This is a genomic window from Kluyvera intermedia (assembly GCF_021440345.1).
Taxonomy (GTDB): Bacteria; Pseudomonadota; Gammaproteobacteria; order Enterobacterales; family Enterobacteriaceae; genus Kluyvera; species Kluyvera intermedia_A.
The window spans coordinates 103019-129039 of the sequence record NZ_JAKCNS010000042.1 but is presented as its reverse complement, the minus strand read 5'-3'; the positions used below and the strand labels follow the sequence as shown (position 1 = coordinate 129039).

23 protein-coding genes are annotated in these 26021 nt (G+C 53.6%); 14 read left to right on the top strand and 9 right to left on the bottom strand.

Annotated features, from left to right (window positions below):
- The coding region (locus LZ634_RS13395) for an alcohol dehydrogenase catalytic domain-containing protein (RefSeq protein WP_234505901.1) at positions 1 to 267 on the bottom strand (267 nt) is incomplete at its 3' end.
- A 218-nt stretch (positions 268 to 485) separates the two neighbouring features.
- Between LZ634_RS13395 and csrD the strand changes: the two genes are divergently transcribed.
- The 8 genes from csrD (at position 486) to tldD (ending at position 12779) form a co-directional block, all read left to right on the top strand.
- The gene (csrD, locus tag LZ634_RS13390) at positions 486 to 2426 is read left to right on the top strand and encodes an RNase E specificity factor CsrD (RefSeq protein ID WP_234505898.1); all 1941 of its coding nucleotides are present in this window, start codon (positions 486 to 488) and stop codon (positions 2424 to 2426) included.
- Between the two features lie 305 nt (positions 2427 to 2731).
- Positions 2732 to 3775 (top strand): rod shape-determining protein MreB, encoded by a 1044-nt coding sequence (gene mreB / locus LZ634_RS13385; RefSeq protein WP_000913396.1) that lies wholly within the window; start codon positions 2732 to 2734, stop codon positions 3773 to 3775.
- A 68-nt stretch (positions 3776 to 3843) separates the two neighbouring features.
- Positions 3844 to 4851, top strand: a complete 1008-nt coding sequence (gene mreC / locus LZ634_RS13380; protein WP_234505896.1) for a rod shape-determining protein MreC — start codon at positions 3844 to 3846, stop codon at positions 4849 to 4851.
- A complete protein-coding gene (gene mreD, locus LZ634_RS13375; RefSeq protein WP_234505893.1) occupies positions 4851 to 5339 on the top strand; it encodes a rod shape-determining protein MreD in 489 nt (162 codons plus the stop codon). The genes mreC and mreD overlap by 1 nt, the downstream gene beginning before the upstream one ends.
- A 7-nt stretch (positions 5340 to 5346) precedes the next feature.
- On the top strand, positions 5347 to 5940 hold the full coding sequence (locus LZ634_RS13370) for a Maf family protein (protein ID WP_234505890.1): 594 nt from the start codon (positions 5347 to 5349) through the stop codon (positions 5938 to 5940).
- The gene (rng, locus tag LZ634_RS13365) at positions 5930 to 7399 is read left to right on the top strand and encodes a ribonuclease G (protein ID WP_234505886.1); all 1470 of its coding nucleotides are present in this window, start codon (positions 5930 to 5932) and stop codon (positions 7397 to 7399) included. Before LZ634_RS13370 ends, rng begins: the two co-directional genes overlap by 11 nt.
- Positions 7400 to 7432: 33 nt before the next feature.
- Positions 7433 to 11233: an AsmA2 domain-containing protein YhdP gene (gene yhdP / locus LZ634_RS13360; protein ID WP_234505883.1), complete on the top strand. Its 3801-nt coding sequence runs from the start codon at positions 7433 to 7435 to the stop codon at positions 11231 to 11233.
- A gap of 100 nt (positions 11234 to 11333) precedes the next feature.
- Positions 11334 to 12779, top strand: a complete 1446-nt coding sequence (tldD, locus tag LZ634_RS13355) for a metalloprotease TldD (RefSeq protein ID WP_234505880.1) — start codon at positions 11334 to 11336, stop codon at positions 12777 to 12779.
- Between the two features lie 52 nt (positions 12780 to 12831).
- Here the strand turns inward: tldD and LZ634_RS13350 are convergent, their stop codons facing one another.
- Both LZ634_RS13350 and aaeR read right to left on the bottom strand, forming a co-directional pair.
- Positions 12832 to 13446: a YagU family protein gene (locus LZ634_RS13350; RefSeq protein WP_234505877.1), complete on the bottom strand. Its 615-nt coding sequence runs from the start codon at positions 13444 to 13446 to the stop codon at positions 12832 to 12834.
- A gap of 238 nt (positions 13447 to 13684) precedes the next feature.
- Positions 13685 to 14611, bottom strand: a complete 927-nt coding sequence (gene aaeR, locus LZ634_RS13345) for an HTH-type transcriptional activator AaeR (protein ID WP_234505874.1) — start codon at positions 14609 to 14611, stop codon at positions 13685 to 13687.
- A gap of 253 nt (positions 14612 to 14864) precedes the next feature.
- Between aaeR and aaeX the strand changes: the two genes are divergently transcribed.
- The 5 genes from aaeX (at position 14865) to LZ634_RS13320 (ending at position 19843) form a co-directional block, all read left to right on the top strand.
- The gene (gene aaeX / locus LZ634_RS13340) at positions 14865 to 15068 is read left to right on the top strand and encodes a p-hydroxybenzoic acid efflux pump operon protein AaeX (protein ID WP_234505872.1); all 204 of its coding nucleotides are present in this window, start codon (positions 14865 to 14867) and stop codon (positions 15066 to 15068) included.
- A gap of 7 nt (positions 15069 to 15075) precedes the next feature.
- The gene (aaeA, locus tag LZ634_RS13335; protein WP_234505869.1) at positions 15076 to 16008 is read left to right on the top strand and encodes a p-hydroxybenzoic acid efflux pump subunit AaeA; all 933 of its coding nucleotides are present in this window, start codon (positions 15076 to 15078) and stop codon (positions 16006 to 16008) included.
- Positions 16009 to 16013: 5 nt separating this feature from the next.
- Positions 16014 to 17981 (top strand): p-hydroxybenzoic acid efflux pump subunit AaeB, encoded by a 1968-nt coding sequence (aaeB, locus tag LZ634_RS13330; RefSeq protein WP_234505866.1) that lies wholly within the window; start codon positions 16014 to 16016, stop codon positions 17979 to 17981.
- A gap of 104 nt (positions 17982 to 18085) precedes the next feature.
- A complete protein-coding gene (locus LZ634_RS13325; protein WP_234505863.1) occupies positions 18086 to 19540 on the top strand; it encodes an NAD-dependent succinate-semialdehyde dehydrogenase in 1455 nt (484 codons plus the stop codon).
- 27 nt (positions 19541 to 19567) lie between these two features.
- On the top strand, positions 19568 to 19843 hold the full coding sequence (locus LZ634_RS13320) for a barstar family protein (RefSeq protein ID WP_061281586.1): 276 nt from the start codon (positions 19568 to 19570) through the stop codon (positions 19841 to 19843).
- Positions 19844 to 19896: 53 nt separating this feature from the next.
- On the opposite strand, the gene yhcN-B is transcribed toward LZ634_RS13320, so the two are convergent.
- The 3 genes from yhcN-B to argR form a co-directional block, all read right to left on the bottom strand.
- Positions 19897 to 20163 carry a DUF1471 family stress response protein YhcN-B gene (yhcN-B, locus tag LZ634_RS13315; protein ID WP_234505858.1) on the bottom strand — a complete coding sequence of 89 codons (267 nt, stop codon included), beginning with the start codon at positions 20161 to 20163 and terminating at the stop codon, positions 19897 to 19899.
- Between the two features lie 111 nt (positions 20164 to 20274).
- Positions 20275 to 20538 (bottom strand): peroxide/acid stress response protein YhcN, encoded by a 264-nt coding sequence (yhcN, locus tag LZ634_RS13310; RefSeq protein WP_234505856.1) that lies wholly within the window; start codon positions 20536 to 20538, stop codon positions 20275 to 20277.
- A gap of 376 nt (positions 20539 to 20914) precedes the next feature.
- A complete protein-coding gene (gene argR, locus LZ634_RS13305; RefSeq protein WP_234505853.1) occupies positions 20915 to 21385 on the bottom strand; it encodes a transcriptional regulator ArgR in 471 nt (156 codons plus the stop codon).
- A 454-nt stretch (positions 21386 to 21839) separates the two neighbouring features.
- Between argR and mdh the strand changes: the two genes are divergently transcribed.
- On the top strand, positions 21840 to 22778 hold the full coding sequence (mdh, locus tag LZ634_RS13300; protein ID WP_234505850.1) for a malate dehydrogenase: 939 nt from the start codon (positions 21840 to 21842) through the stop codon (positions 22776 to 22778).
- Between the two features lie 64 nt (positions 22779 to 22842).
- Here the strand turns inward: mdh and degS are convergent, their stop codons facing one another.
- The 3 genes from degS to zapG all read right to left on the bottom strand — a co-directional run bounded on the left by degS (position 22843) and on the right by zapG (position 25910).
- Positions 22843 to 23907 carry an outer membrane-stress sensor serine endopeptidase DegS gene (gene degS / locus LZ634_RS13295; RefSeq protein ID WP_234505847.1) on the bottom strand — a complete coding sequence of 355 codons (1065 nt, stop codon included), beginning with the start codon at positions 23905 to 23907 and terminating at the stop codon, positions 22843 to 22845.
- An 89-nt stretch (positions 23908 to 23996) separates the two neighbouring features.
- Positions 23997 to 25373 (bottom strand): serine endoprotease DegQ, encoded by a 1377-nt coding sequence (degQ, locus tag LZ634_RS13290; RefSeq protein ID WP_234505841.1) that lies wholly within the window; start codon positions 25371 to 25373, stop codon positions 23997 to 23999.
- A gap of 138 nt (positions 25374 to 25511) precedes the next feature.
- On the bottom strand, positions 25512 to 25910 hold the full coding sequence (gene zapG, locus LZ634_RS13285; protein ID WP_052284013.1) for a Z-ring associated protein ZapG: 399 nt from the start codon (positions 25908 to 25910) through the stop codon (positions 25512 to 25514).
- Positions 25911 to 26021: the final 111 nt, after the last annotated feature.

Genomic DNA, 26021 nt, shown 5'->3' with positions numbered 1-26021 from the left:
CCCCCAACCGGTCAACAGTACCTGCTGGCCTGGGGTAAAACGAGCATCGTCGCTGACGTGAACCGTACCAGCGAAATCAATCCCCGGCACCATCGGGAAGTTGCGGATGATTTTTCCTTTGCCGGTGATGGCCAGTGCATCTTTGTAGTTCAGGCTGGACCACTGGATATCGACGGTCACATTACCTTGCGGCAGCAGACTGTCGTCAACGGCCTTCACTGCGGCAATGGTTTTGCCATCCTGCTGTTCTAAGATGAGAGCCTGCATAACCCTTCCTTACATAGACTTTATAGTGAAAAAATATACCCGGGACTATACTCGTTTATCATCACGCGATGGCGATTTGGCGCAATAAATTGCCAGATCCGCCAGGTTTGGTAGTATGCCGACCTGGTATGATATGTTAGTGCTTACTTCTGGTAAGACACGGACGCCGGTTCTCGATAATCTGTCGGGTACGATTAATCTACGGAGTTAACTCAGGGATGCGATTAACGACGAAGTTCTCCGCCTTTTTCACGCTCTTAACCGGGCTGACGATCTTTGTGACATTGATCGGCTCATCGCTGAGTTTCTATAACGGCATACAGTATAAGATAGCCAATCGCGTACAGGCCGTAGCCACGGTACTGGATAACCGACTGGTTAATACCTCGTTTGATAAGCTGGATGACCAGCTTGATGAGATGATGGTACCTCTCGATATTGTGCGCATCGACTTTACGCTTAACGGCAAATCGCTGTTTCACCATGCGCGCAGCAGCAGCTACCTGCCGGTTGGCAGTCACTATCAATATCGCGAATTGGCAGTGCCATCGCTCAAACATCCCGGCATGACGATTCATCTGGTCTATCAGGATCCGATGGCGAATTACTTCCGCTCGCTGTTAACCACCGCCCCGCTGACCGTGACAATTGCCTTTATGGTGCTGGTGGTGTTTGTCGCCGTGCGCTGGCTACGCCGACAGCTGGCAGGAGAAGAGTTACTGGAGATGCGTGCGATTCGTATCCTTAATGGCGATCGCGGTGCGAAGGCCAAAGGCAATATCCACGAGTGGCCGGCGCGCACCAGCAGCGCGCTGGATACTTTACTTTCCGAAGTACAATTTGCCGGTGAGCAGCGAAGCCGACTTGATACGCTCATTCGTTCTTACGTCGCGCAGGATTCAAAAACGGGTCTAAGCAATCGTCTGTTCTTTGATAACCAACTGGCGACGCTGCTGGATGACCAGGAAAACGTGGGTTCTCACGGTATTGTGATGATGATTCGTCTGCCTGATTTCGACTTCCTGCGTGATAACTGGGGGCGGGCGGCGGCGGAAGAGCATGTCTTTACGCTGATTAACCTGCTCTCCACTTTTATTTTGCGCTATCCGGGCGCACTGCTGGCGCGCTATCGCCGTAGCGACTTTACCGTGTTATTGCCGCACCGCACCTTAAAAGAGGCGGACAGTATTGCCGGGCAATTGTTGAAGGCGATTGATGGTCTGCCGTTGGCGAAAATTCTCGATCGCGATGACATGATGCATATCGGTATCTGCACCTGGCGCAGCGGGCAGACCACGGAACAGGTTATGGAGCATGCCGAAGCCGCCGTACGCAATGCCGTTTTGCAGGGCAGCAACAGCTGGGCCATCTATGATGATTCACTGCCGGAAAAAGGGCGTGGCAATGTCCGCTGGCGCACCCTGATTGAACAGATGCTTAGTCGTGGTGGTCCGCGTATTTACCAGAAACCCGCAGTGAATCTGGAGGGTAAAGTTCATCATCGGGAGCTGATGTGTCGCATCTTTGATGGTAAAGAAGAGGTGATTGCCGCAGAGTATCTGCCGATGGTACTGGAGTTTGGACTAGGTGAGGAGTACGACCGCCAGCAGATTAGCCGTCTTATCCCATTCCTGGGGTACTGGCCGGAAGAAAATCTGGCAATCCAGATTACCGTCGAGTCGCTGGTTCGCCCACGTTTTCAGCGCTGGCTGCGTGATACGTTAATGCAATGCGAGAAATCGCAACGCCGACGTATTATTTTTGAACTTGCAGAGGTAGATGTCTGTCAACATATCACGCGCTTACAACCAGTCGTGCGTTTAATTCACGCTCTGGGCGTTCGGGTGGCGGTAACACAGGCGGGGTTGGCCTTAGTCAGCACCAGTTGGATTAAGCAACTGGAGATTGAGCTGATTAAGATAGATCCCGTGCTGGTGCGAAATATTGAAAAACGGAGTCAAAACCAGCTACTGGTACAAAGTTTAGTGGAAGCGTGTAAAGGAACGTCAATACAGGTTTTTGCTGCCGGAGTCCGCAGTCGTAGCGAGTGGCAGGTGCTGACCGAATGCGGAGTTTTCGGCGGTCAGGGTGATTTTTTTGCCGCCTCACAGCCACTTGACTCCAATGTGAAAAAATATTCGCAAAGATATTCGGTTTGACCTGCTGTTTAACGTGTTTATCACGTAGAATGACGCGCGCGGTTTTTTCTGGGAGTGTGCATGTCCGCTTGCCGGAAAAAATAACGCATCACGCATGTGACGACCTTTGACAGGTACAAATCCAGGAAGGAGCTGCAGTGAGTTTACCTGCACTGAAGGAGTCAGGTTGGATTTGTAACAAAGGTAACGAACTGCACTAATTTTCACCGTTGCAGATGATTTTTGCGCCTTGTCGCTGCCACGTGTGGTTGGTAAAGTAAGCGGATTTTATTTTTCCGCCCCAGCTTTCAGGATTATCCCTTAGTATGTTGAAAAAATTTCGTGGCATGTTTTCCAATGACCTGTCCATTGACCTGGGTACCGCGAATACCCTGATTTACGTAAAAGGACAAGGCATCGTATTGAATGAGCCTTCCGTGGTCGCCATTCGTCAGGACCGTGCAGGTTCGCCGAAAAGCGTCGCCGCCGTTGGTCATGACGCAAAACAGATGCTTGGCCGTACGCCAGGCAACATTGCGGCCATCCGCCCGATGAAAGACGGCGTTATCGCCGACTTCTTCGTGACCGAAAAAATGCTCCAGCACTTCATCAAACAGGTTCACAGCAACAGCTTTATGCGCCCAAGCCCGCGCGTACTGGTGTGTGTGCCGGTTGGCGCCACTCAGGTTGAACGTCGTGCAATCCGTGAATCCGCTCAGGGTGCCGGTGCGCGTGAAGTGTTCCTGATTGAAGAGCCAATGGCCGCTGCAATCGGTGCAGGCCTGCCAGTTTCTGAAGCAACCGGTTCCATGGTTGTGGATATCGGTGGTGGTACCACTGAAGTGGCCGTTATCTCCCTGAACGGTGTGGTTTACTCCTCTTCCGTCCGTATCGGCGGTGACCGTTTCGACGAAGCCATCATTAATTATGTGCGTCGTAACTACGGCTCCCTGATTGGTGAAGCGACCGCTGAACGCATCAAACACGAAATCGGCTCAGCTTACCCAGGCGATGAAGTGCGTGAAATCGAAGTCCGTGGCCGTAACCTGGCTGAAGGTGTTCCACGTGGCTTCACGCTGAACTCCAACGAAATTCTTGAAGCTCTGCAGGAACCGCTGACCGGTATCGTTAGCGCGGTGATGGTTGCGCTGGAACAGTGTCCGCCAGAACTGGCTTCCGACATCTCCGAGCGCGGCATGGTGCTGACCGGCGGTGGTGCGCTGCTGCGCAATCTCGACCGTCTGCTGATGGAAGAAACCGGTATTCCAGTTGTCGTTGCTGAAGATCCGCTGACCTGCGTAGCGCGTGGCGGCGGCAAAGCGCTGGAAATGATCGACATGCACGGCGGCGATTTGTTTAGCGAAGAGTAGTCAGCATGAAGTTCGGGGTAGCCAGCAGGCTACCCTCAATTTCACTGACACGAGAATACGCATAGCCTATGAAGCCCATTTTTAGCCGTGGCCCGTCGCTGCAGATTCGCCTTATTCTGGCGGTGCTGGTGGCGCTGGGTGTCATTATCGCCGACAGCCGCCTCGGTATGTTCAGCCAAATCCGAACATACATGGATACTGCCGTCAGTCCTTTCTACTTTGTTTCCAATGGTCCTCGTGAACTGCTGGATAGCGTTTCGCAAACGCTGGCTTCACGCGATCAGCTAGAGCTTGAAAACCGTGCATTACGTCAGGAGCTGCTGTTAAAAAACAGCGACCTGCTGATGCTGGGTCAGTACAAACAGGAAAATGCCCGTTTACGTGAGCTGTTAGGTTCACCGCTGCGCCAGGACGAACAGAAAATGGTGACGCAGGTGATCTCGACGGTTAACGACCCGTATAGCGATCAGGTTGTTATCGACAAGGGTAGCGTTAACGGTGTTTATGAAGGCCAGCCGATTATCAGTGATAAAGGCGTTGTCGGTCAGGTAGTGGCGGTAGCCAAACTGACCAGCCGCGTGCTGCTGATTTGCGATGCCACTCATGCACTGCCAATCCAGGTACTGCGTAACGATATCCGCGTAATTGCTGCCGGTAACGGCTGCACGGACGACCTGCAGCTTGAGCATCTGCCGGCCAATACCGATATTCGCGTCGGTGATGTGTTGGTGACATCGGGCCTGGGTGGACGTTTCCCGGAAGGCTATCCGGTGGGCGTGGTCTCTTCTGTGAAGCTGGATACGCAGCGCGCGTATACCGTGATTCAGGCGCGTCCAACTGCGGGCCTGCAGCGCTTACGTTATCTGCTGCTGCTGTGGGGCGCTGACCGTAACGGTAGCAACCCGATGACGCCAGAAGAGGTGCACCGCGTTGCCAACGAACGCCTGATGCAGATGATGCCTCAGGTTCTGCCATCGCCGGAAACGATGGGGCCGCAGCTGCCTGCGCCTGCGACTGGTCTTACTACCACGCCGTCCGCGGTGACGTCGCCACAACCCGCAACAAGGGGGCAATAGTGGCAAGTTACCGCAGCCAGGGACGCTGGGTCATCTGGCTCTCGTTCCTTATCGCACTGCTGCTCCAGGTTATGCCATGGCCAGAAGACCTTACGGTTTTCCGGCCAAACTGGGTTCTGCTCATTCTGCTTTACTGGGCGCTGGCGCTGCCGCACCGGGTGAATGTTGGCACGGGCTTCGTGATGGGTGCCATACTGGATTTAATCAGTGGTTCAACGCTTGGCGTGCGTGCGATGTCATTGAGCATCGTCGCCTATCTGGTCGCGCTCAAATATCAGCTGTTTCGTAACCTGGCGCTCTGGCAACAGGCGCTGGTGGTCATACTGCTCTCGCTCGCGACGGATATTATTGTTTTCTGGGCAGAGTTTTTAGTGATCAACGTCTCTTTCCGACCTGAAGTGTTCTGGAGTAGTGTAGTAAACGGCGTGCTCTGGCCGTGGATCTTTCTTCTGATGCGTAAAGTTCGCCAGCAATTCGCTGTTCAATAAGGTCGTTATGGTATCTCTCTATCTTGCTTCAGGTTCCCCGCGTCGCCAGGAACTTCTCACACAGTTAGGTCTTTCGTTTGAGAAAGTGGTTCCCGGCATTGAAGAGTTGCGCCGTCCGCATGAATCGGCGCAGCAGTATGTGGGGCGACTGGCACGAGAAAAAGCCCAGACGGGCGTGGCATTAACGGCTCACGACCTTCCAGTCCTCGGGGCAGACACCATCGTCATTTTAAACGGTGAAGTGCTGGAGAAACCGCGTGATGCTGCACATGCAGCCGTCATGCTGCGGATGCTCTCAGGAAAAACCCATCAGGTGATGACCGCCGTGGCGCTGGCTGATAGCCAGCATACGCTCGACTGTCTGGTGGTGACTGAGGTCACTTTCCGGACGCTGTCGGATGATGACATAACACACTATGTCGCGAGCGGAGAACCTTTAGATAAAGCAGGTGCATACGGTATTCAAGGGCTGGGTGGCTGTTTCGTCAGGAAGATCAATGGCAGCTACCACGCCGTAGTCGGCTTACCGCTGGTGGAAACGTATGAGTTGCTGAGTGACTTTAACTCGCTACGTGAAAAAAGGGATAAACATGACGGCTGAACTATTAGTTAACGTGACGCCATCGGAGACGCGAGTGGCGTATATCGATGGCGGCATTTTGCAGGAAATTCATATTGAGCGTGAAGCGCGACGCGGAATAGTAGGCAATATCTACAAAGGTCGCGTCAGTCGAGTCTTGCCGGGAATGCAGGCGGCTTTTGTAGATATTGGCCTTGATAAGGCGGCATTCCTTCATGCCTCCGATATCATGCCGCATACCGAATGTGTGGCCGGTGAAGAGCAAAAACAGTTTACCGTCCGCGATATTTCCGAACTGGTGCGTCAGGGGCAGGATCTGATGGTGCAGGTGGTCAAAGATCCACTGGGCACCAAGGGCGCGCGTCTGACTACCGATATCACGTTACCGTCTCGTTACCTGGTCTTTATGCCGGGTGCTTCTCACGTTGGCGTGTCACAGCGTATCGAAAGTGAAGTCGAGCGTGACAGATTAAAGAAGGTCGTGGCCGACTACTGCGATGAGCAGGGCGGATTTATCATTCGTACCGCAGCGGAAGGGGTATGTGAAAAAGATTTAGCGTCAGATGCTGCCTACCTGAAACGCGTCTGGACCAAAGTGATGGAGCGTAAAAAACGCAACCAGACTCGCTACCAGCTGTACGGTGAACTGGCGTTGGCGCAGCGTGTGCTTCGTGACTTTGCCGATGCCCAGCTGGATAAAATCCGCGTCGATTCCCGTTTGACCTATGAAGCGCTCATAGAATTCACGGCTGAATATATGCCGGAGATGACCAGTAAGCTTGAGCACTACAGCGGCCGCCAGCCTATCTTCGACCTGTTTGATGTTGAGAATGAAATCCAGCGCGCGCTGGAGCGTAAAGTCGAACTCAAATCGGGTGGCTATCTGGTCATTGACCAAACCGAAGCGATGACCACCGTCGATATCAACACCGGGGCTTTTGTTGGCCACCGAAACCTCGACGACACCATTTTCAATACTAATATTGAAGCAACGCAGGCTATCGCCCGCCAGCTGCGCCTGCGCAATCTTGGCGGCATTATCATCATCGATTTTATCGACATGAGTAATGAAGATCACCGCCGTCGGGTGCTGCACTCATTAGAGCAGGCGCTGAGTAAAGATCGCGTGAAGACCAGCGTGAACGGTTTTTCCGCGCTGGGTCTGGTGGAAATGACCCGTAAGCGTACCCGCGAGAGCGTTGAGCATGTGCTATGCACCGAGTGCCCAACCTGTCACGGTCGCGGTACGGTGAAAACCGTCGAGACGGTATGTTACGAAATCATGCGCGAGATTGTTCGCGTGCATCATGCCTATGATTCTGACCGTTTCCTGGTGTACGCATCACCTTCTGTTGTTGAAACGCTGAAGGGGGAAGAGTCCCATGCGCTGGCGGAAGTGGAAATTTTTGTTGGTAAGCAGGTTAAAGTCCAGATCGAACCGCTCTATAACCCGGAGCAGTTTGACGTGGTGATGATGTAATTACGCAGCCTGCTGCAACCCAAGGAGAGATGCGTGAGGCGATTGCCGGGGATTTTACTGCTCACCGTTGCCACACTGATTGTGATTATCGCGCTGCTGGTGAGCGGCCTGCGTCTCGCCTTGCCACATCTGGACTCCGTGCGTCCAGCGCTGCTGGGGAAAATTGAGGCGGCAACGGGATTACCGGTGTCTGCCTCACAAATAGCCGCCAGCTGGCAAAATTTCGGCCCGACGCTGGATGTCCGCGACATTAAAGCCGGCCTTAAAGACGGCGGCGAGCTGTCCATTAAGCGCGCCTCTATGGCGCTGGACGTCTGGCAAAGTCTGCTGCATATGCGCTGGCAGTTCCGCGAGCTGACCTTCTGGCAGCTGCAAATCCACACCAATACTCCACTACAGAACAACGACGGCGGCGATGGCATTAAGGGCGATCGCGTTGCTGACCTGTTCCTTCGTCAGTTTGACCACTTTACGCTTCGCGATAGCCAGCTCAGCTTCCTGACGCTTTCTGGCCAGCGCGCGGAGTTAACCATTCCGCAGCTAACCTGGCGTAATGACAAAAACCGCCACCGTGCTGAAGGCGAACTGAGCCTCTCCAGTCTCACTGGCCAGCATGGGCTGATGAAAGTGCGGATGGATCTGCGCGATGAAAACGGCCTGCTGAATAAAGGCCGCCTGTGGCTTCAGGCGGACGATATCGACGTGAAACCTTGGTTAGGCCGTTGGATGCAGGACAACATCGCGCTGACCAGCGCCCGATTTAGCCTTGAAGGCTGGGCCTCATTGGATAAAGGCGAAATTTCCAGCGGCGACGTCTGGTTGAAGCAAGGTGGCGCGAGCTGGCAGGGTGACAAGCAGCAGCACCATCTGGCGGTGGATAACCTCACCGCACACCTGTCGCGCGAAAAAGAAGGTTGGCAGTTCCGCATTCCTGATACTCGTATCACCATCGATAACACGGCATGGCCGCGCGGCGCGCTGGCGCTGGCATGGATCCCCGCGCAGGAAGTAGGTGGTGCGAATCATCAGCGTAGCGACGAGCTGCGTATTCGCGCCAGCCACCTGTCGCTGGCAGGGCTGAACGGCCTGCTGCCGATTGCGGAAAATCTGTCACCTGAGCTCGCTGACATCTGGCGCACCACCCAGCCAACCGGCACGGTTGATGCCTTTGCGATGGACATTCCTCTACAGAACACGGCTAAAACACGCTTTAACGCCAGCTGGAACGGCCTGGCCTGGAAGCAGTGGAAGCTGTTGCCGGGCGCTGAACATGTTTCTGGTAGCATCGCCGGTAGCGTTGAGAATGGTTCATTGCAGGTCGCGATGCAGAAGGCATTGATGCCATACGAGCACGTATTCCGCGCGCCGCTGGAGATAGCCAACGGCGTCGCCACCCTTAATTGGGTGAATAACGACAAAGGTTTCATGCTGGACGGGCGCAACATAGACGTGCAGGCGACGGGCGTTCGCGCAGCCGGTGGCTTCCGTTATCTCCAGCCGAAGGACGATCAGCCGTGGCTGGGTATTCTGGCGGGGATCAGCACCAATGATGGTGGCCAGGCATGGCGCTATTTCCCTGAGAACTTGATGGGCACTAAGCTGGTTGACTATCTGAGCGGTGCAATAAAGGCCGGTAAGGCTGAAAATGCGACGCTGGTTTACGGCGGTAACCCGCATCTATTCCCATATCCGCATAACGAAGGCCAGTTCCAGGTCTATGTGCCATTGCACGACGCCACCTTTGCTTTCCAGCCAGACTGGCCGGCGCTGACTGACCTCGATATTGAGCTGAACTTTGTCAACAATGGCCTGTGGATGAAGGCGGATAAGACCATGCTGGGCGGCGTCACTGCTCGCAATCTTGATGCTTCGATTCCGGACTACGCCAAAGAGAAGCTGCTCATTGATGCTGATATCAACGGCCCAGGGAAAGCGGTTGGTCCGTATTTCAAAGACACCCCGCTCAGTAAATCGTTAGGCGCTACGCTCGACGAACTTCAGCTTGATGGAGATGTGAGTGCTCGCTTACATCTTAATATTCCACTGGACGGCAAGTTGGTTTCCGCGACCGGCGACGTAGCGTTGAACAATAACAGCCTGTTTATCAAACCGCTGGGCAGCACGCTGCATAACCTCAAAGGTAAATTCAGCTTTAACAATGGCAACCTGACCAGTGAACCACTGACCGCCACTTGGTTTAACCAGCCGCTCAACGTTGATTTTACCACCACCGAAGGGGCAAAAGCGTACCAGGTGGGCGTGAATATGCAGGCGGATTGGCAACCGGCCCGGACCGGCGTGTTGCCAAAACAGCTGAATGACGCGCTTAAAGGTAGCGTACCGTGGAAAGGCAATATTGCTATCGAACTACCGTACGGCGGTAGCGGCACCTACAAGGTTGGCATTACCGGCGATTTGCAGAATGTGAGCAGCGATTTACCTCCTCCAGCGAATAAACGCGCCGGCCAACCGCTGCCGCTGAAAATTAATGTCGATGGCAATCTGCGTAGTTTTGACCTGACCGGTAATATTGGGCCGACAAATCATCTCAACAGCCGCTGGCTGCTGGGCAATAAGCTGAGGCTAGAAAGCGCTATTTGGGCCTCAGACAGCCGGACAATTCCGCCGCTGCCGCAACCGGGTATTGAGCTCAATCTGCCGCCGATGGATGGTGCGCAGTGGCTGGCACTGTTCCAGCATGGAGCGGCCGAGGGCGTGAGTAGCGCCGCCGCCTTCCCGCAAAACGTGACGCTGCGTACCCCATCGCTGACCTTTGCCGGGCAGCAGTGGAATAACCTGAGTATCGTTTCGCAGCCGACGGCCGGTGGCACACGCATTGAAGCTCAGGGGCGCGAAGTTAACGCCAGCCTGACGATGAAAGATGCCCAGCCGTGGCAGGCAGCGGTGCGCTATCTCTATTACAATCCATCGGCTAACCCGCTGGCGGCAGCATCGAGCGTGACTACAGCGAGCCAGCCGGTAAGTAACCCGATCGATTTCCACGGCTGGCCAGATCTCCAGCTGCGTTGCGCTGAGTGTTGGCTATGGGGACAGAAGTATGGCCGTATTGATGGCGACTTCAGCATTAAAGGCGACACGCTCTCGCTGGCAAATGGTCTGGTCGATACCGGTTTTGGTCGTTTGACCGCCGATGGTGTGTGGGTCAACTCGCTTTCCGGTCAGCGCACCTCGCTGAAAGGTAAAATCCACGGTAACAAGATTGATGATGCGGTGACTTTCTTCGGCGTTTCCACGCCGATTCGCGATTCTTCTGTTGATGTGGACTACGATTTACATTGGCGTGATAAACCGTGGCAGCCGGATATGGCATCGCTGAACGGTATCCTGAAATCGCATATCGGCAAGGGGCAGTTTACCGATCTGTCGACCGGACATGCCGGGCAGCTACTGCGTTTGCTGAGTGTGGATTCACTGCTGCGTAAGCTGCGCTTTGACTTCAGCGACACCTTTAGCGAAGGTTTCTACTTCGATTCCATTCGCAGCACCGCGTGGATTAAAGACGGCGTGCTGAATACCGACGATACGCTGGTGGATGGGCTGGAGGCTGATATTGCCATGAAGGGGTCGGTTAACCTCGTACGCCGTGAAGTGGATATGGAAGCTATTGTTGCTCCGGAAATTTCGGCGACGGTCAGCGTGGCGACCGCCTTTGCGGTAAACCCAATTATCGGTGCAGCGGTATTTGCCGCCACGAAGGTGCTGGGGCCACTGTGGAATAAAGTGTCGATACTGCGCTATCGCATCACCGGCCCAATCGATAAGCCACAAGTGAATGAAGTGCTGCGCCAGGCGCGCGGCGATAAAAAGCCATGATTTGACGCAAGCCTTGAATTGCCTCAATCTCATAACACTAACACCCGGAATACAGGCCCGAAATGCGTAAGACGCGCGGGCATTAACGAGTAGCGAAATAATGAGTCTAAATCTGGTAAGTGAACAATTGCTGGCGGCGAACGGCCTGAATCATCAGGATCTGTTCGCTATTCTTGGTCAACTCACGGAGCGCCGCCTGGATTATGGCGATCTCTATTTTCAGTCCAGCTATCACGAATCCTGGGTTTTAGAAGACCGCATCATTAAAGATGGTTCTTACAATATCGACCAGGGGGTTGGGGTGCGTGCGGTAAGCGGTGAAAAAACCGGTTTCGCCTATGCCGACCAGATTAGCCTGCTGGCGCTGGAGCAAAGCGCGCAAGCGGCGCGTACCATCGTACGTGACAGCGGTAATGGCAAAGTACAGACCCTTGGCGCCGTTGAATACTCGCCGCTGTACACCACGCTTGACCCGCTGCAAAGCATGACCCGCGAAGAGAAGCTGGACATTCTGCGTCGTGTTGACAGCGTCGCCCGCGCCGCCGATAAACGCGTGCAGGAAGTGACCGCCAGCCTGACCGGCGTCTATGAGCTTATCCTGGTGGCGGCAACTGACGGCACGCTGGCCGCAGATGTTCGTCCTCTGGTGCGCCTGTCGGTGAGCGTGCAGGTTGAAGATGATGGTAAACGCGAGCGCGGTGCCAGCGGTGGCGGCGGTCGTTTTGGCTATGACTATTTCCTCGCCGACCTTGACGGTGAAGTGCGTGCCGACGCATGGGCGAAAGAAGCCGTGCGCATGGCGCTGGTGAACCTGTCGGCGGTTGCGGCTCCGGCTGGAACGTTGCCGGTTGTGCTGGGCGCGGGCTGGCCTGGCGTACTGCTGCATGAAGCGGTAGGTCATGGCCTGGAAGGCGACTTCAACCGTCGCGGCACATCGGTCTTCAGCGGCCAGATGGGGCAATTGGTGGCTTCCGAGCTGTGTACTATTGTCGATGACGGCACGATGACCGACCGTCGTGGTTCCGTGGCTATCGATGATGAAGGGACGCCGGGTCAGTACAACGTGCTTATCGAAAACGGTATCCTCAAAGGCTACATGCAGGACAAGCTCAACGCGCGTCTGATGGGCGTGGCGCCAACCGGTAACGGCCGTCGTGAGTCTTACGCGCATCTGCCGATGCCGCGCATGACCAACACCTATATGCTGGCCGGTAAATCGACGCCGCAAGAAATTATTGAGTCCGTTGAATACGGCCTGTATGCGCCGAACTTTGGTGGCGGCCAGGTCGACATCACCTCCGGTAAGTTTGTCTTCTCGACTTCAGAAGCCTACCTGATTGAAAACGGCAAGGTGACTAAGCCGGTGAAAGGGGCGACCCTGATTGGCTCCGGGATCGAGACCATGCAGCAGGTCTCGATGGTGGGTAACGATCTGAAGCTCGATAACGGCGTGGGCGTCTGCGGTAAAGAAGGCCAGAGCCTGCCGGTTGGCGTAGGCCAGCCGACGCTGAAAGTGGATAGTTTGACGGTAGGCGGCACGGCCTGACCTGAACAATCGAGAAAAAATGGCGCGTCCTGAAACAGGCGCGCCATTTTTTTTAGCGTAAATGGTCCAACGGGATCTCAGGGTCGGGTTCGTGAGTGATGCGATTGCGTAAATCACGACGAATAATTTCAATAGACCAAAACCAAATCAAATGGCCCACTATCTCTGAAACGTGCTCGTACCATGGAAGTTCAAAGAGAGGAGGGGTCAGCCCCATCAAAGGGAATGAGATCATGTGGACAAATAGCTGAGCTAAAGCACCGGCCAGCAAACCTTGCCAGAGTTTTATTTTCGGAAAGACTTCTGCGACCACGCAATAGCCTAAAGCGAAGATGATTGAAAAAATAATATGCGTTACGCCGACCCAGTTAAATACATGTCCCGCAAATGTATAAACGGCAGCATTAGGATCAATAATACCCAGCCAGTCGCGTAAAAATACATACGGAGGATTGAGGAAATTGCGAGAGCAATCAATCTGACTCGCCGCTCTTATTAATTGTTCTGGCCCACATGCACCATTAAAAAGGTCGGTTGGGCTGCGCGGAGGGAGCGGGACTTCGGCTCCCCATTTTACAAAGGCGGAGACAATCCCTGCGATTAAACCAATGAATGCAGCGAGTCCATAGCGCCTGCGTGATGGCGGTGTCTGTTCGAATAAATTCATTTTTAATCCTTGTTTCAAATGGCCTTGAAAATACATTTTATTATTTATGATTTAACAAAATACAAACATTTAAATATCTGTATAAGGACAAGATAATAGGCAGGTGTTAACAGTGTCAATTAGCTAATATTGATAGTATGGCGTATTTTCCTGAATTATATCGGCGGTAATTCAGGAAATGCCCATGTCAGAAATGAGTTATGTCATTATTTAATTTCAGAAATTAATATTATTTAAATTACTCTTTCCTCCTCTCTCTCATTCCCTGAAACAGCTCCGCAACTTCTACAAAATAGTCGGTCAGATAGTTAATACAGACCTGGACCTTAAGCGGCAACTTGTCCTTTTCGGTATACAAGGCGTACACCGGACGAGGATCTGATTGGTAGCGTGGGAATAAGATCTCTAACTCGCCGCTGTTGATCTCATTGATCACCCACATCAGTGGGACGTAAGCAATTCCGGCACCGGCAACCAGCCAGCGTGAGATTGTCATCGGATCGTTGGTGACAAACCGGCCTTCTGGCTGCAACCTGGTGGAAAGCCCCTCGGGTGCAATCAGTTCAAATTCGTTATCCGGGCGAACGCTGTATTCGAGCCACGAGTGGTTACTCATATCGGCCGGTTTCTCAGGAATGCCGTACTGTGCCAGATATTTTTTCGAGGCACAGACCACCATCGGCATGCTGCCGAGACGGCGGGAAAAGAGGCTGGAGTCTTGCAAGGCGCCCACGCGGATAACGACATCCAGACCGTCGGCAATGAGGTCCGGTGCTGGGATACCCGTCACCAGATTGACGGATAATCCCGGATACTCTTTGAGCATCTCCGCCGTCATGGCAGCGAGAACATTTTGTGCCATAGTTGATGAACAACCGATACGCAGCGTACCGATGGGCGTGTTGTTAAAGGCGTAGAGCTGCTCGTGAACTTCCTGGACTTCGTACAGCATCCGGCGGCAGCCCTGGTAGTAAATTTTGCCGGCTTCGGTGAGGCCAATGCTGCGCGTACTGCGGTTGAGCAGCTTGACCTGGAGTTCATCTTCCAGTTTAGAGACGGTCTGGCTAATCGATGAAACGCTCATCTGAAGCTGTCGTGCCGCGGCGGTAAAGGAGCCTTGCTCGACAACTTTGGCAAACACCGACATCCGTTTTAATCGTTCCATTGTTCACTCTGGCTTAAAAGTGATTTGCATCACACTATGTAGATAAGGCTATGACTGTTACGTTAAAATACTGTTAGCTGAATAACTAAATATCCAAAACCATTCTAGCAGTATCCCAGTGGCAACGGCCTGAATCCCCTGGCGTCTACGCAAGTAAACCGCCGGGAAGAACGAGTGTCGCCAATACAGAGATACCCGAATGATAAAGTGTAACGTTTCAATCTCATCTGCACGCTAGTCTATTAAGGTCAACATGAGCCTGTTCCCTGTCATCGTGATTTTCGGTCTCTCTTTTCCACCGATCTTCTTTGAGCTGCTGTTATCGCTCGCCATTTTTTGGTTGGTGCGTCGGCTACTGACGCCAACCGGGATCTACGATTTCGTCTGGCATCCCGCGTTGTTCAATACCGCGCTGTACTGCTGTCTGTTTTATTTGATATCACGTTTGTTCGTTTGAGGTGGAAGTGAAAACACTAACAAGAAAAATCTCTCGTACCGCCATTACGGTGATACTGGTTATCCTGGCGTTCATCGCGATTTTCCGCGCCTGGGTCTATTACACCGAATCGCCGTGGACGCGCGATGCCCGCTTTAGCGCGGATGTGGTGGCGATCGCCCCGGATGTTTCAGGCCTGATTACTCAGGTTGCGGTTAAGGATAACCAACTGGTTACTAAAAATCAGGTTCTGTTTGTTATCGACCAGCCGCGTTATCAGAAAGCGCTTGCCGAAGCCGAGGCGGATGTTTCCTACTACAAAGCGCTGTCAGAAGAAAAAAGTCGCGAAGCCGGGCGTCGTAACAAACTTGGCGTGAGCGCCATGTCGCGTGAAGAAATCGATCAATCGAACAACGTACTGCAAACCGTGCTGCATCAGATGGCAAAAGCACAGGCGACGCGCGATCTGGCGCGTCTTGACCTCGATCGTACCGTTATTCGCGCCCCGGCAGACGGCTGGGTCACCAACCTCAACGTCTACGCGGGGGAATTTATTACCCGTGGATCAACGGCAGTGGCGCTGGTTAAACAGCACTCTTTCTACGTCATGGCCTACCTTGAAGAGACCAAGCTTGAGGGCGTACGCCCAGGCTACCGCGCTGAAGTGACGCCGCTGGGCAGCAACCATGTGCTGAAAGGCACCGTCGATAGCGTCGCCGCCGGTGTGACGAATGCCAGCAGTAGCGTGGACAGCAAAGGCATGGCAACCGTCGATTCTAACCTTGAATGGGTGCGCCTGGCCCAGCGCGTGCCGGTGCGTATTCGCCTGGATAAAGAGCCGGGCAACCTCTGGCCGGCGGGCACTACCGCGACGGTGGTGATTACCGGAAAAAAAGATCGTGATGCCAGCCAGATGACTTTCTTCCAGAAACTGGCGCTGCGCCTGCGTGAGTTCGGTTAATCGTCATGGGCATTTTCAGTATTGCCAACCAGCACATTCGCTTTGCCATCAAACTGGCCTGTGCGGTGGTGCTGGCGCTGTTTGTTGGCTTTCACTTCCAGCTTGAAACACCGCGCTGGGCCGTGCTGACCGCCGCGATTGTTGCGGCCGGTCCGGCGTTTGCCGCGGGCGGTGAACCCTATGCTGGGGCGATTCGCTATCGTGGGATGCTGCGTATTGTTGGCACCTTTATCGGCTGTATCGCGGCGCTGGTCATTATCATCACCATGATCCGCGCTCCGCTATTAATGCTGCTGGTGTGCAGTATCTGGGCCGGTTTTTGTACCTGGGTATCGTCGCTGGTGCGGGTCGAGAACTCCTACGCCTGGGGGTTATCTGGCTATACGGCGCTAATTATTGTCGTCACCATTCAGGCGGAACCGCTGCTGACGCCACAGTTTGCCGTCGAGCGCTGCAGCGAGATTGTGCTCGGGATCATTTGCGCGATCGTTGCCGACCTGCTGTTCTCCCCGCGCTCGATCAAAAAAGAGATCGATAATGAACTCGACGCCATGCTTATCGATCAATACCGCCTGATGCAACTGTGCATCAAGCACGGCGATAGTGATGAGATGGACCGCGCCTGGCTGGCGCTGGGTCGCCGTACCGCCGCGCTGGAAGGGATGCGCAGCAACCTGAATATGGAGTCTTCACGCTGGGCGCGGGCCAACCGCCGTTTGAAAGCGTTGAATACCGTTTCGCTGACCATGATTACCCAGGCCTGCGAAACCTTTATCATGCAAAACTCGCGTCCGGAGATTGTCACCGACGCCTATCGTGAGCTGTTTGAAGAACCGGTAGAGACAGTGCAGGATGTGCATCGCCAGCTCAAACGTATGCGTCGTGTGCTGGCGTGGACAGGTGAACACGACACGCCGGTCACCATTTACAGCTGGGTCGGCGCGGCGACGCGCTATCTGCTGCTCAAACGCGGGGTGATTGGCAACGCTAAAATCAGCGCCCGCGAAGAAGAGATCCTGCAAAGTGAAGTGGTGGTGCGTCCGGACTCCGCCGAGCGGCATCATGCGATGATCAACTTCTGGCGTACTACTGTCTCCTGTGCGTTGGGCATTTTATTCTGGCTGTGGACCGGCTGGACCTCCGGCAGCGGCGCGATGGTGATGATCGCCGTGGTGACCTCGCTGGCGATGCGTTTGCCGAACCCGCGTATGGTGGCGATCGATTTTCTCTACGGTACTATTGCGGCTCTCCCCATCGGGGCGTTCTACTTCCTGATTGTCATCCCTGCCACTCAGCAAAGTATGCTGCTGCTGTGTCTGAGCCTGGCGGTGATGTGCTTCTTTATCGGGATTGAAGTACAGAAAAGGCGTCTGGGTTCGCTCGGTGCGTTGGCCAGTACCATCAACATTCTGGTGCTGGATAACCCGATGACTTTCCACTTCAGCCAGTTCCTCGACAGTGCGTTAGGGCAAATCGTCGGCTGCTTTATGGCATTCATCGTTATTCTGCTGATCCGCGACAACTCCCGTCTGCGTACGGGGCGTGTGCTGTTAAACCAGTTTGTATTTGCCGCCGTGTCGGCAATGACCACTAACATGGCGCGACGCAAAGAGAATCATCTGCCGGGACTTTATCAGCAGCTCTTTTTACTGCTTAACAAATTTCCCGGTGATATTGCCAAGTTCCGTCTGGCGCTGACGCTGATTATTGCGCACCAGCGCCTGCGCGATGCACCGATCCCGGTGAATGACGATCTGTCTGAATTTCACCGCCAGCTGCGTCGTACCGCTGACCGGGTGATTTCCGCTAGCAACGATGATAAACGTCGCTACTACTTTACGCGATTGCTGGGCGAGCTTGAGGTGTATCAGCAGAAGCTGCGCACCTGGGAAGCCCCGGCGCAGGTCACCGAGCCGGTTGAGCGTCTGGTAGTCATGCTGCATAAATACCAGGGCGCGCTGACCAGCAGTTAAACCGCTTTTCCCTGGCGTGTGTCACCACGCCAGGTCCCTTTCGCAAACCCCACATTCCCTATCCCACCCTATACTTAGAGAGAACCATTTCTCAGGAGGGTGTAATGACCACGCAAGCACTGCAGGATAATGACCTTTTCCAGACCGGATATCTGGTCAACGGTGAATGGCAGCAACTCAATTCCACTTTTGACGTACTCAACCCGGCAACAGGTGAAGTCGTGGCGAAAGTAGCAAAAGCCGGTAAAAAAGAGACCGAACAGGCGATAGCCGCTGCCGCTAAGGCATTCCCGCTATGGCGCGCGAAAACGGCGAAAGCGCGTTCAGAGCTGCTTTATCGCTGGTATCAGCTGATGATTGAAAACAAAAGTTGGCTGGCGCGGCTGATGACCATTGAGCAGGGTAAGCCGCTGAAAGAAGCCGAAGGCGAAGTCGATTACGCGGCGAGCTTTATCCAATGGTTTGCCGAGCAAGGCAAACGCGCGAACGGTGAAATCATTCCACCGGCAAAGCCTGGCTCGCGCATTCTCGCGACGCGTGAACCGATAGGCGTGGTCGCTGCGATTACACCGTGGAACTTCCCCATGGCGATGCTGACCCGCAAGCTAGGTCCGGCGCTGGCCGCAGGCTGCACTGGTGTGATAAAACCCGCCAACAACACGCCGCTTTGCGCCTTTGCTCTGCTGGCGCTGGCGAAGAAAGCAGGGATCCCGGACGGCGTACTGAATGCGGTGGCGGGCAACACTCAGGAGATCAGCGACGCGATTATGGCCAGCCACGAGGTGCGTAAAATCTCCTTTACCGGCTCGACGTCGGTCGGGAAAACGCTGGTCCGCAATGCGGCTGAAACTATGAAGAAAGTCTCCATGGAGCTCGGCGGGAATGCGCCTTATATCGTGTTTGAGGATGCCGATATTGATGCTGCCGTGCAGGGCGCGATTGCCAACAAATTCCGCAATGCTGGCCAGGTGTGCGTCAGCGTGAACCGTTTTTATATTCATGACAGCGTCTACGAGCGTTTTGTCAGCCAGCTGGCAACGGCGGTTAAGGCGCTAAAAGTGGGCAATGGGCTGGAAGATGGGGTGGTCGTTGGGCCGCTGATTGAAGATTCGGCGGTCAAAAAAGTACGTGAGCATGTCGAAGACGCGGTCGCGAAAGGTGCTGAAGTGCTCGCCGGCGGTGAGGCTCATGAGCTTGGTGGCAACTTCTGGCAGCCGACGGTGCTGGGAGAGTGTCATGAGCAGATGCTGTTGGCGCAGGAAGAGACGTTTGGCCCGCTGGCGGCCTGCTTCCGCTTTAGCGATGAAGACGATGTCATTCATCGCGCGAATAATACCCCCTACGGCCTGGCGGCGTATTTCTATACTCAGAATCTCTCTCGCGTGTTCCGTGTCTCGCAGGCGCTGGAAAGCGGCATGATCGGCATTAACGAATGTGCGGTGTCGACTGAGCTTGGGCCTTTTGGCGGCGTGAAAGAGTCTGGGCTGGGGCGTGAAGGTTCGGTGTTGGGGCTGGAAGAGTACCTTGAGGTAAAAACGTTACACATCGGGGGACTCTAGTCCTGGTGGATGGGGAGAGGGCGTAAGATGGAAATCTATACTTTTGATTTTGATGAAATAGAAAACCAGGGCGATTTTTATCGGGAATTCGCTCGACTCTTTGCCCTCGACAGCGAACAGATTCGCAATCTTGATGCGTTATGGGATGCGGTCATTAGCCCGCAAATGCCGACGCCACTGGAGATTGAATTCATCCACCTGGATGATAAACAGCGTCGGCGCTACGGTGCGCTGATTCTGCTGTTTGATGAGGCGGAAGAAGAACTGGAAGGAATGCTGCGTTTTAACGTTCAGCGTGGATAAAAAAAGCCCTCGCATAAGGGCGAGGGCAAGTCGTCGGACAAGACGACGAGGGTTTATTTGTACAGCTCAGCCGTAGCGTGCCAATGGTCGCCGGTACGGGCTTCAATTACGCGGTAGCTGCTAGCGCCTTCTTTTTCAGCTTTTGCGGCTAACTCACTACGCATATCCATCGGGGCGCTACCAACCTGTGATACAGAGATGGTGCCCATTGGTTGAAGGCTCTGAGCCTGCTCTGCGTTCACCTGTTGTACTGCGGCGCTTGCGCCGAAAGACAGAACGGATGCCAGACCAAGGGATGCGATAATCATTGCGCTTTTCATAGTGTTTACTCCTCACCTTATTCTTCAGCGGTGAGAGGATAATCTTTTTGATTCCTGGACCGCTGTGGGTAATTTAATTTATTGACTGCCGACGTACTGCTTCACACTGACTTATTTGTACAGTTCAGCCGTAGCGTGCCAATGGTCGCCGGTACGCGCTTCGATAACGCGATATGACGAAGCACCTTGTTCTTCTGCTTTTTTGTTCAGCATTTCATGCATGTCCATCGGAGATGAACCGACGGAACCGATGGATACGGTGCCGATTGACTGACGGGTCTGGGCCTGATCGCTGTTGATAGAATCAGCGGCGAAAGCGCCAAACGAGATAGCAGAAAGGATGCTCAGAGCAGCAACGGTAGTTTTGATTTTCATGATACTCACCTCGTCGAATTTTTTTGGAAGGTCTTTGTTTTGTGACCCTCATCACGAAATTAAGTATACACTAATCACACAAAATATTAATACCCCCCTAATGGTTTCGCGTGTAATTACATGTCAATAAACGTCATTTTTAGAACATTTACGTATAAAAAAACGCATATTTTGGCAAAGGGAATCTGTAATGATGCGTAAAATCAAAAAGATAGAAGAATTTGATATTTTGTGCGATTAAGTCAGGATATATTCACTGTATCTATGCGTTAGGCCGCGGAATCGCACTAAATGCTAACGAAACGGTAGTTGAAGATATGGGGATAGAAAGGAAAGGCAGCTCCTCTGGAAGCACCAGAGGAGAGAGGGGGAGGGATTACAGTTCCTGTTCGAACAGAACCTGAATCGCTTCGAACAGATCCTTCACGCTAAACCCCCTTGCCGGGGTGGTGAAGATGGTGTCATCACCGGCGATGCTGCCGAGGATGCCTTCTGCTTTACCCAGAGAATCCAACAGGCGTGCGATAAGCTGTGCTGCTCCAGGGCTGGTGTGGATGACGACCACGGAATCGTTGTAATCGATATCCAGCACCAGATTTTTAAGCGGGCTGGTGGTGGTCGGTACGCCCAGTTCGGCTGGCAGACAGTAAACCATCTCCATTTTGGCGTTGCGCGTACGCACGGCACCAAACTTCGTCAGCATACGAGAGACTTTGGATTGGTTGATATTATCGAAGCCTTCTTCCTGCAAGGCCTGAACAATTTCGCCCTGTGAGCTAAATTTTTCTTCCTTCAGTAAGGCTTTAAAGGCTTTAACTAATTCTTCTTGTTTGGTTGAACTTCGCATAAGTCACCCGAGGATGGTGGTGAAATTAACATTATTATGCATATAGGTGAATTTTTATGCAAACAATTTGCCTAAAGAGGCTAATTCGAATAGAGAAAGGCGGAATTTTAGCAAAAATTAGACCTAAGAAACATGCCTATATCACGGGATCTAAATAAGTTAAAAGTAAATGAATTGTTATTAAATTGCTGTTGTTTTACGCAACATGCTGCGTATATTGTAATCGATAGTTGATGAAAATTTGGTTTCGTAGATAGGCCTTTTTCTGGGAGTGGTGCAGTAGTCCCAACAATGCTGCTGGAGACGCTGCATTCTGTAAGCAATTAGATTGTAATTATTTACCTTGTGAATTAAGGTCGCCGCAACGGAGTAACAATAGGTCTCTCCTGCGTTGGTTATGCGGTCCACGACAGGTTGCTACCTGAATGTCATTAACCATAATAAGGAGTTTAGGATGAAAGTCGCAGTCCTTGGTGCCGCCGGCGGTATTGGCCAGGCGCTTGCCCTACTACTAAAGACCCAACTTCCTTCAGGTTCAGAACTCTCTCTGTATGATATTGCCCCCGTCACGCCTGGCGTGGCAGTCGATCTCAGCCATATTCCTACTGATGTCAAAATCAAAGGGTTTTCAGGTGAAGACGCGACGCCTGCGCTGGTAGGGGCTGATGTTGTCCTGATTTCAGCGGGTGTTGCACGTAAACCCGGCATGGATCGCTCCGATCTGTTTAACGTTAACGCCGGGATTGTAAAAAACCTGGTACAACAAATTGCTAAAACCGCGCCAAAAGCCTGCATTGGTATCATTACCAACCCGGTCAACACCACGGTGGCTATCGCCGCTGAAGTGCTGAAAAAGGCGGGGGTGTACGATAAAAACAAACTGTTTGGCGTAACCACGCTGGATATCATCCGCTCCAATACCTTTGTGGCGGAGCTGAAAAGTAAAAACTGCGGTGATGTTGAGGTCCCAGTGATTGGCGGCCACTCCGGTGTGACCATTCTGCCTTTATTGTCGCAAATCCCTGGTGTTAGCTTCTCCGAACAAGAAGTGAATGACTTAACCAAACGCATCCAGAACGCAGGCACCGAAGTGGTGGAAGCGAAGGCCGGTGGTGGGTCAGCAACCCTGTCAATGGGGCAAGCAGCGGCACGTTTCGGCCTCTCTTTAGTCCGCGCATTACAGGGCGAAAAGGGGGTTGTGGAATGTGCGTATGTAGAAGGTGACGGCGAATATGCGCGCTTCTTCTCGCAGCCGCTGCTGCTGGGGAAAAATGGCATTGAAGAGCGTCAGTCTATTGGCAAACTGAGTGCCTACGAACAGCAGGCGCTGAACGGTATGCTGGAGACGCTGAGAAAAGATATTCAGCTGGGTGAAGAGTTTATCAATAAATAAGACCTCAGGTCTTAGCGTATAACAAAGGGGCCGATTGGCCCCTTTGCTTTTGTTGTTTAACCGCTTAGTTTGACGCCGGATATTCCTGAATCGTCACCTGCAGCGTTATTTTCTTATCATCACGCATCACCACCACTGGGATCACTGACCCAGGGCGGATCTCCGCCACCTGGTCCATGGTCTCCAGTGCGGACACGGCCTGCTTGCCATTCACAGAGACAATCACGTCGTTATTCTGGATCCCTGCCTGTGCGGCTGGGCCATCTGGCGATATATCGTTAACTACAATACCTTGAATAGGATCGATGCCACCCTGCGCGTGGACTGGGGCAATTTCGCGCCCACTGATGCCGATAAAGCCACGGATCACCCGGCCATCGCGAATCAGCTTATCCATAATCTTGGTCGCCAGCTGGAATGGGATAGCAAAGCTCAGCCCTTCCGGAGTTTCACCGTCGTTGCTCTTATCAAAGGAGAGGGTGTTGATGCCCATCAGTTCACCCAGCGAGTTCACCAGCGCGCCGCCGGAGTTCCCGTGGTTGATAGAGGCGTCGGTTTGCAGGAAATTCTGCCGACCGCTTGGGTTCAGGCCGATACGACCGGTGGCGCTGATGATCCCCTGAGTGATGGTCTGTCCGAGGTTGTAAGGGTTGCCAATCGCCAAAACCACATCGCCAATGTGCGGTACACGGCCAGGGTTTATTGGGATGACGGGCAGGCCGCCGGTGGCGTTAATTTTGAGCACCGCCAGGTCGGTCAGACTATCGGATCCCACCAACAGCGCTTCAAACACGCGGCCATCCTGTAGGGCAACGATAATTTGGTCGGCGTCGTTGATGACATGCTTGTTGGTAATGATGTAGCCGCGCTCGTCCATAATCACCCCGGAGCCGAGCGTTTTAATCTCAAGCTGGCTATGGGTGCTGCTGTTCAAACTGCGATTATAAACGTTGACTACCGCAGGCGCTGCACGACGCACCGCCGAGTTGTAGCTCGCCGGAGCTTCATCCATGCCGCTAAAGCGCTGGGAAGATAATGGATTCCACTGGCGTAAAGAAGGGACGGTGGCAATCAGTATGCCACCGACCAATAAACCGAGTGCGACCGAACGTAAGAGCTTTACAAGCATGATAACGGTATCGTTGATAAGGAAACTGGACGAAGCATACCACGACTTAACCGGACATACATTCCATGCTATGTCCGGTTTCCCGAGGATTAACGCAGCAGCAGGTAGATACTTTCCTCGCCGCGCAGTACGTTAACCGCCATCACCGCCGGTTTGGCTTCCAGAACCTTGCGCAGCTCAGCTATCGACTGAGTTGGCTGGCGGTTCACGCCAATGATGACGTCATCTTTATGCAGGCCCACTTGAGCGGCCGGGCTGCCTTTTTCCACGCTTGAGATGACAACGCCTTTCGTCCCATTTTTCGCCTGGCCGTCGCTCAGCGATGCGCCTTCCAGCGCGGGGATAATAAGCTGAGCGCTGGCAGTCGATGAAGTGCTCTTATCTAACGTGACTTCCACATCCATCGGTTTGCCGTCGCGCAGCAGACCCAGTTTGACCTTGGATCCCGGTTCGGTGGTGGCAATGCGCGAGCGCAGTTCAGCAAAGCTGTTGAGCGGTTTACCGTTCAGGCTGGTAATGACATCACCTGATTTGATCCCTGCTTTTGCTGAGCCTGAACCCGGCAGAACTTCGCTGACGAAGGCGCCACGCTGGACATTGAGGTTAAAGGCTTTAGCGATATCGGCGGTCATTTCCATCCCGCGGATGCCGAGCAGGCCGCGCTTTATTTCACCGAATTGAATCAGCTGTTGAGCCAGGGTCTGCGCCATATTGCTCGGGATGGCGAAGCCTATCCCAACGCTGCCGCCGCCGGGGGCCAGAATGGCGGTGTTGATGCCAATCAGCTCGCCGTTGAGGTTAAGCAGCGCACCGCCGGAGTTGCCGCGGTTAATGGCTGCATCGGTCTGAATAAAGTTCTCCAGCCCTTCAAGATTCAGGCCGCTGCGACCCAGTGCCGAGACTATCCCGGAGGTCACTGTCTGCCCCAGGCCAAACGGATTACCGACGGCCACGGCGAAGTCGCCGACGCGCAGTTTGTCGGAGTCGGCGATAGCGATTTGCGTCAGGTGGCTGGCTTTCTGGATTTGCAGCAGGGCGATATCGCTTTGGTCATCGCTGCCGATAAGCTTGGCGTCGAACTCCCGACCATCGTTAAGTTGCACGCTGATCTTCTGCGCATCGCTAATCACATGGTTGTTGGTCAGCACGTAGCCTTTAATGGCGTCGATGATGACGCCAGAACCCAGGCCTTCAAACTGCTGTGTAGGTTCATTGGCCGCATTGCCGCCATCGTCACCAAAATATTTCTTTAATTCGTCAGGCACCTGCTGATTAACCGGCGCGGTACCTTCAACCTGCACGCTTACCACCGCCGGCAGAACTTTCTCCAGCATTGGCGCCAGGCTTGGTACAGCGCCCTGGCCGGGAACCTGCGTAGGTAGCGATGCCAGCACCGGTGCCGGTACGGCAAGAGATAATCCGATGCTTAACGCTAACGCACTTAACAGTAAAGTCGATTTGCTCATTGATGCTGGCCCTCATGACCCTGGATATAAGGACAATGCTTCCCGAAAAGACTGATGTTATTGAAGTAAATATAGTCGGCGTGCGCAGAAGAGGACGGGCGCATGTCATGCGCCCGTAAAAAATAACTGAAATGCAGATTAATCGCGTTTAGCGCCGCTACGCAGCAGGCCTGAAGCACCGTCAGAATAATCGCGCGGCATCTGAACCGGAGCCTGATCGTTACCCGCTTCGGATTCCGCCAGACGGTTGCGGAACGGGTTGGCTTCTGGCGACATGCCCGGCAACAGGTTGCTGGAGCTTTTCGCCATGTGCTGGTAGATCTGGCGATAATCGTCCGCCATGTTATCAAGCAGCTCTGCGCTGCGGGCGAAATGGCTGACCAGCTCTTCGCGGTACTCTTCCAGTTCGGCTTTATTTTTCTCCAGTTCGTACTGCAACGCTTGTTGCTGGCGTAGCTTACTATTACCAAAACGCATGGCCACGGCACCGATAATGATACCGACGACTAACCCAATTAGCGCGTATTCCCAGGTCATGAACATCTCCCGTTGTTTTGTTGTTCCGTAGGGTCTTGGCGGCTTCGGCAACTCCATGCCTACGCCCGATAGTGCCACTATAACCGCTAATCCCGTAGAAGTGGAATCCTG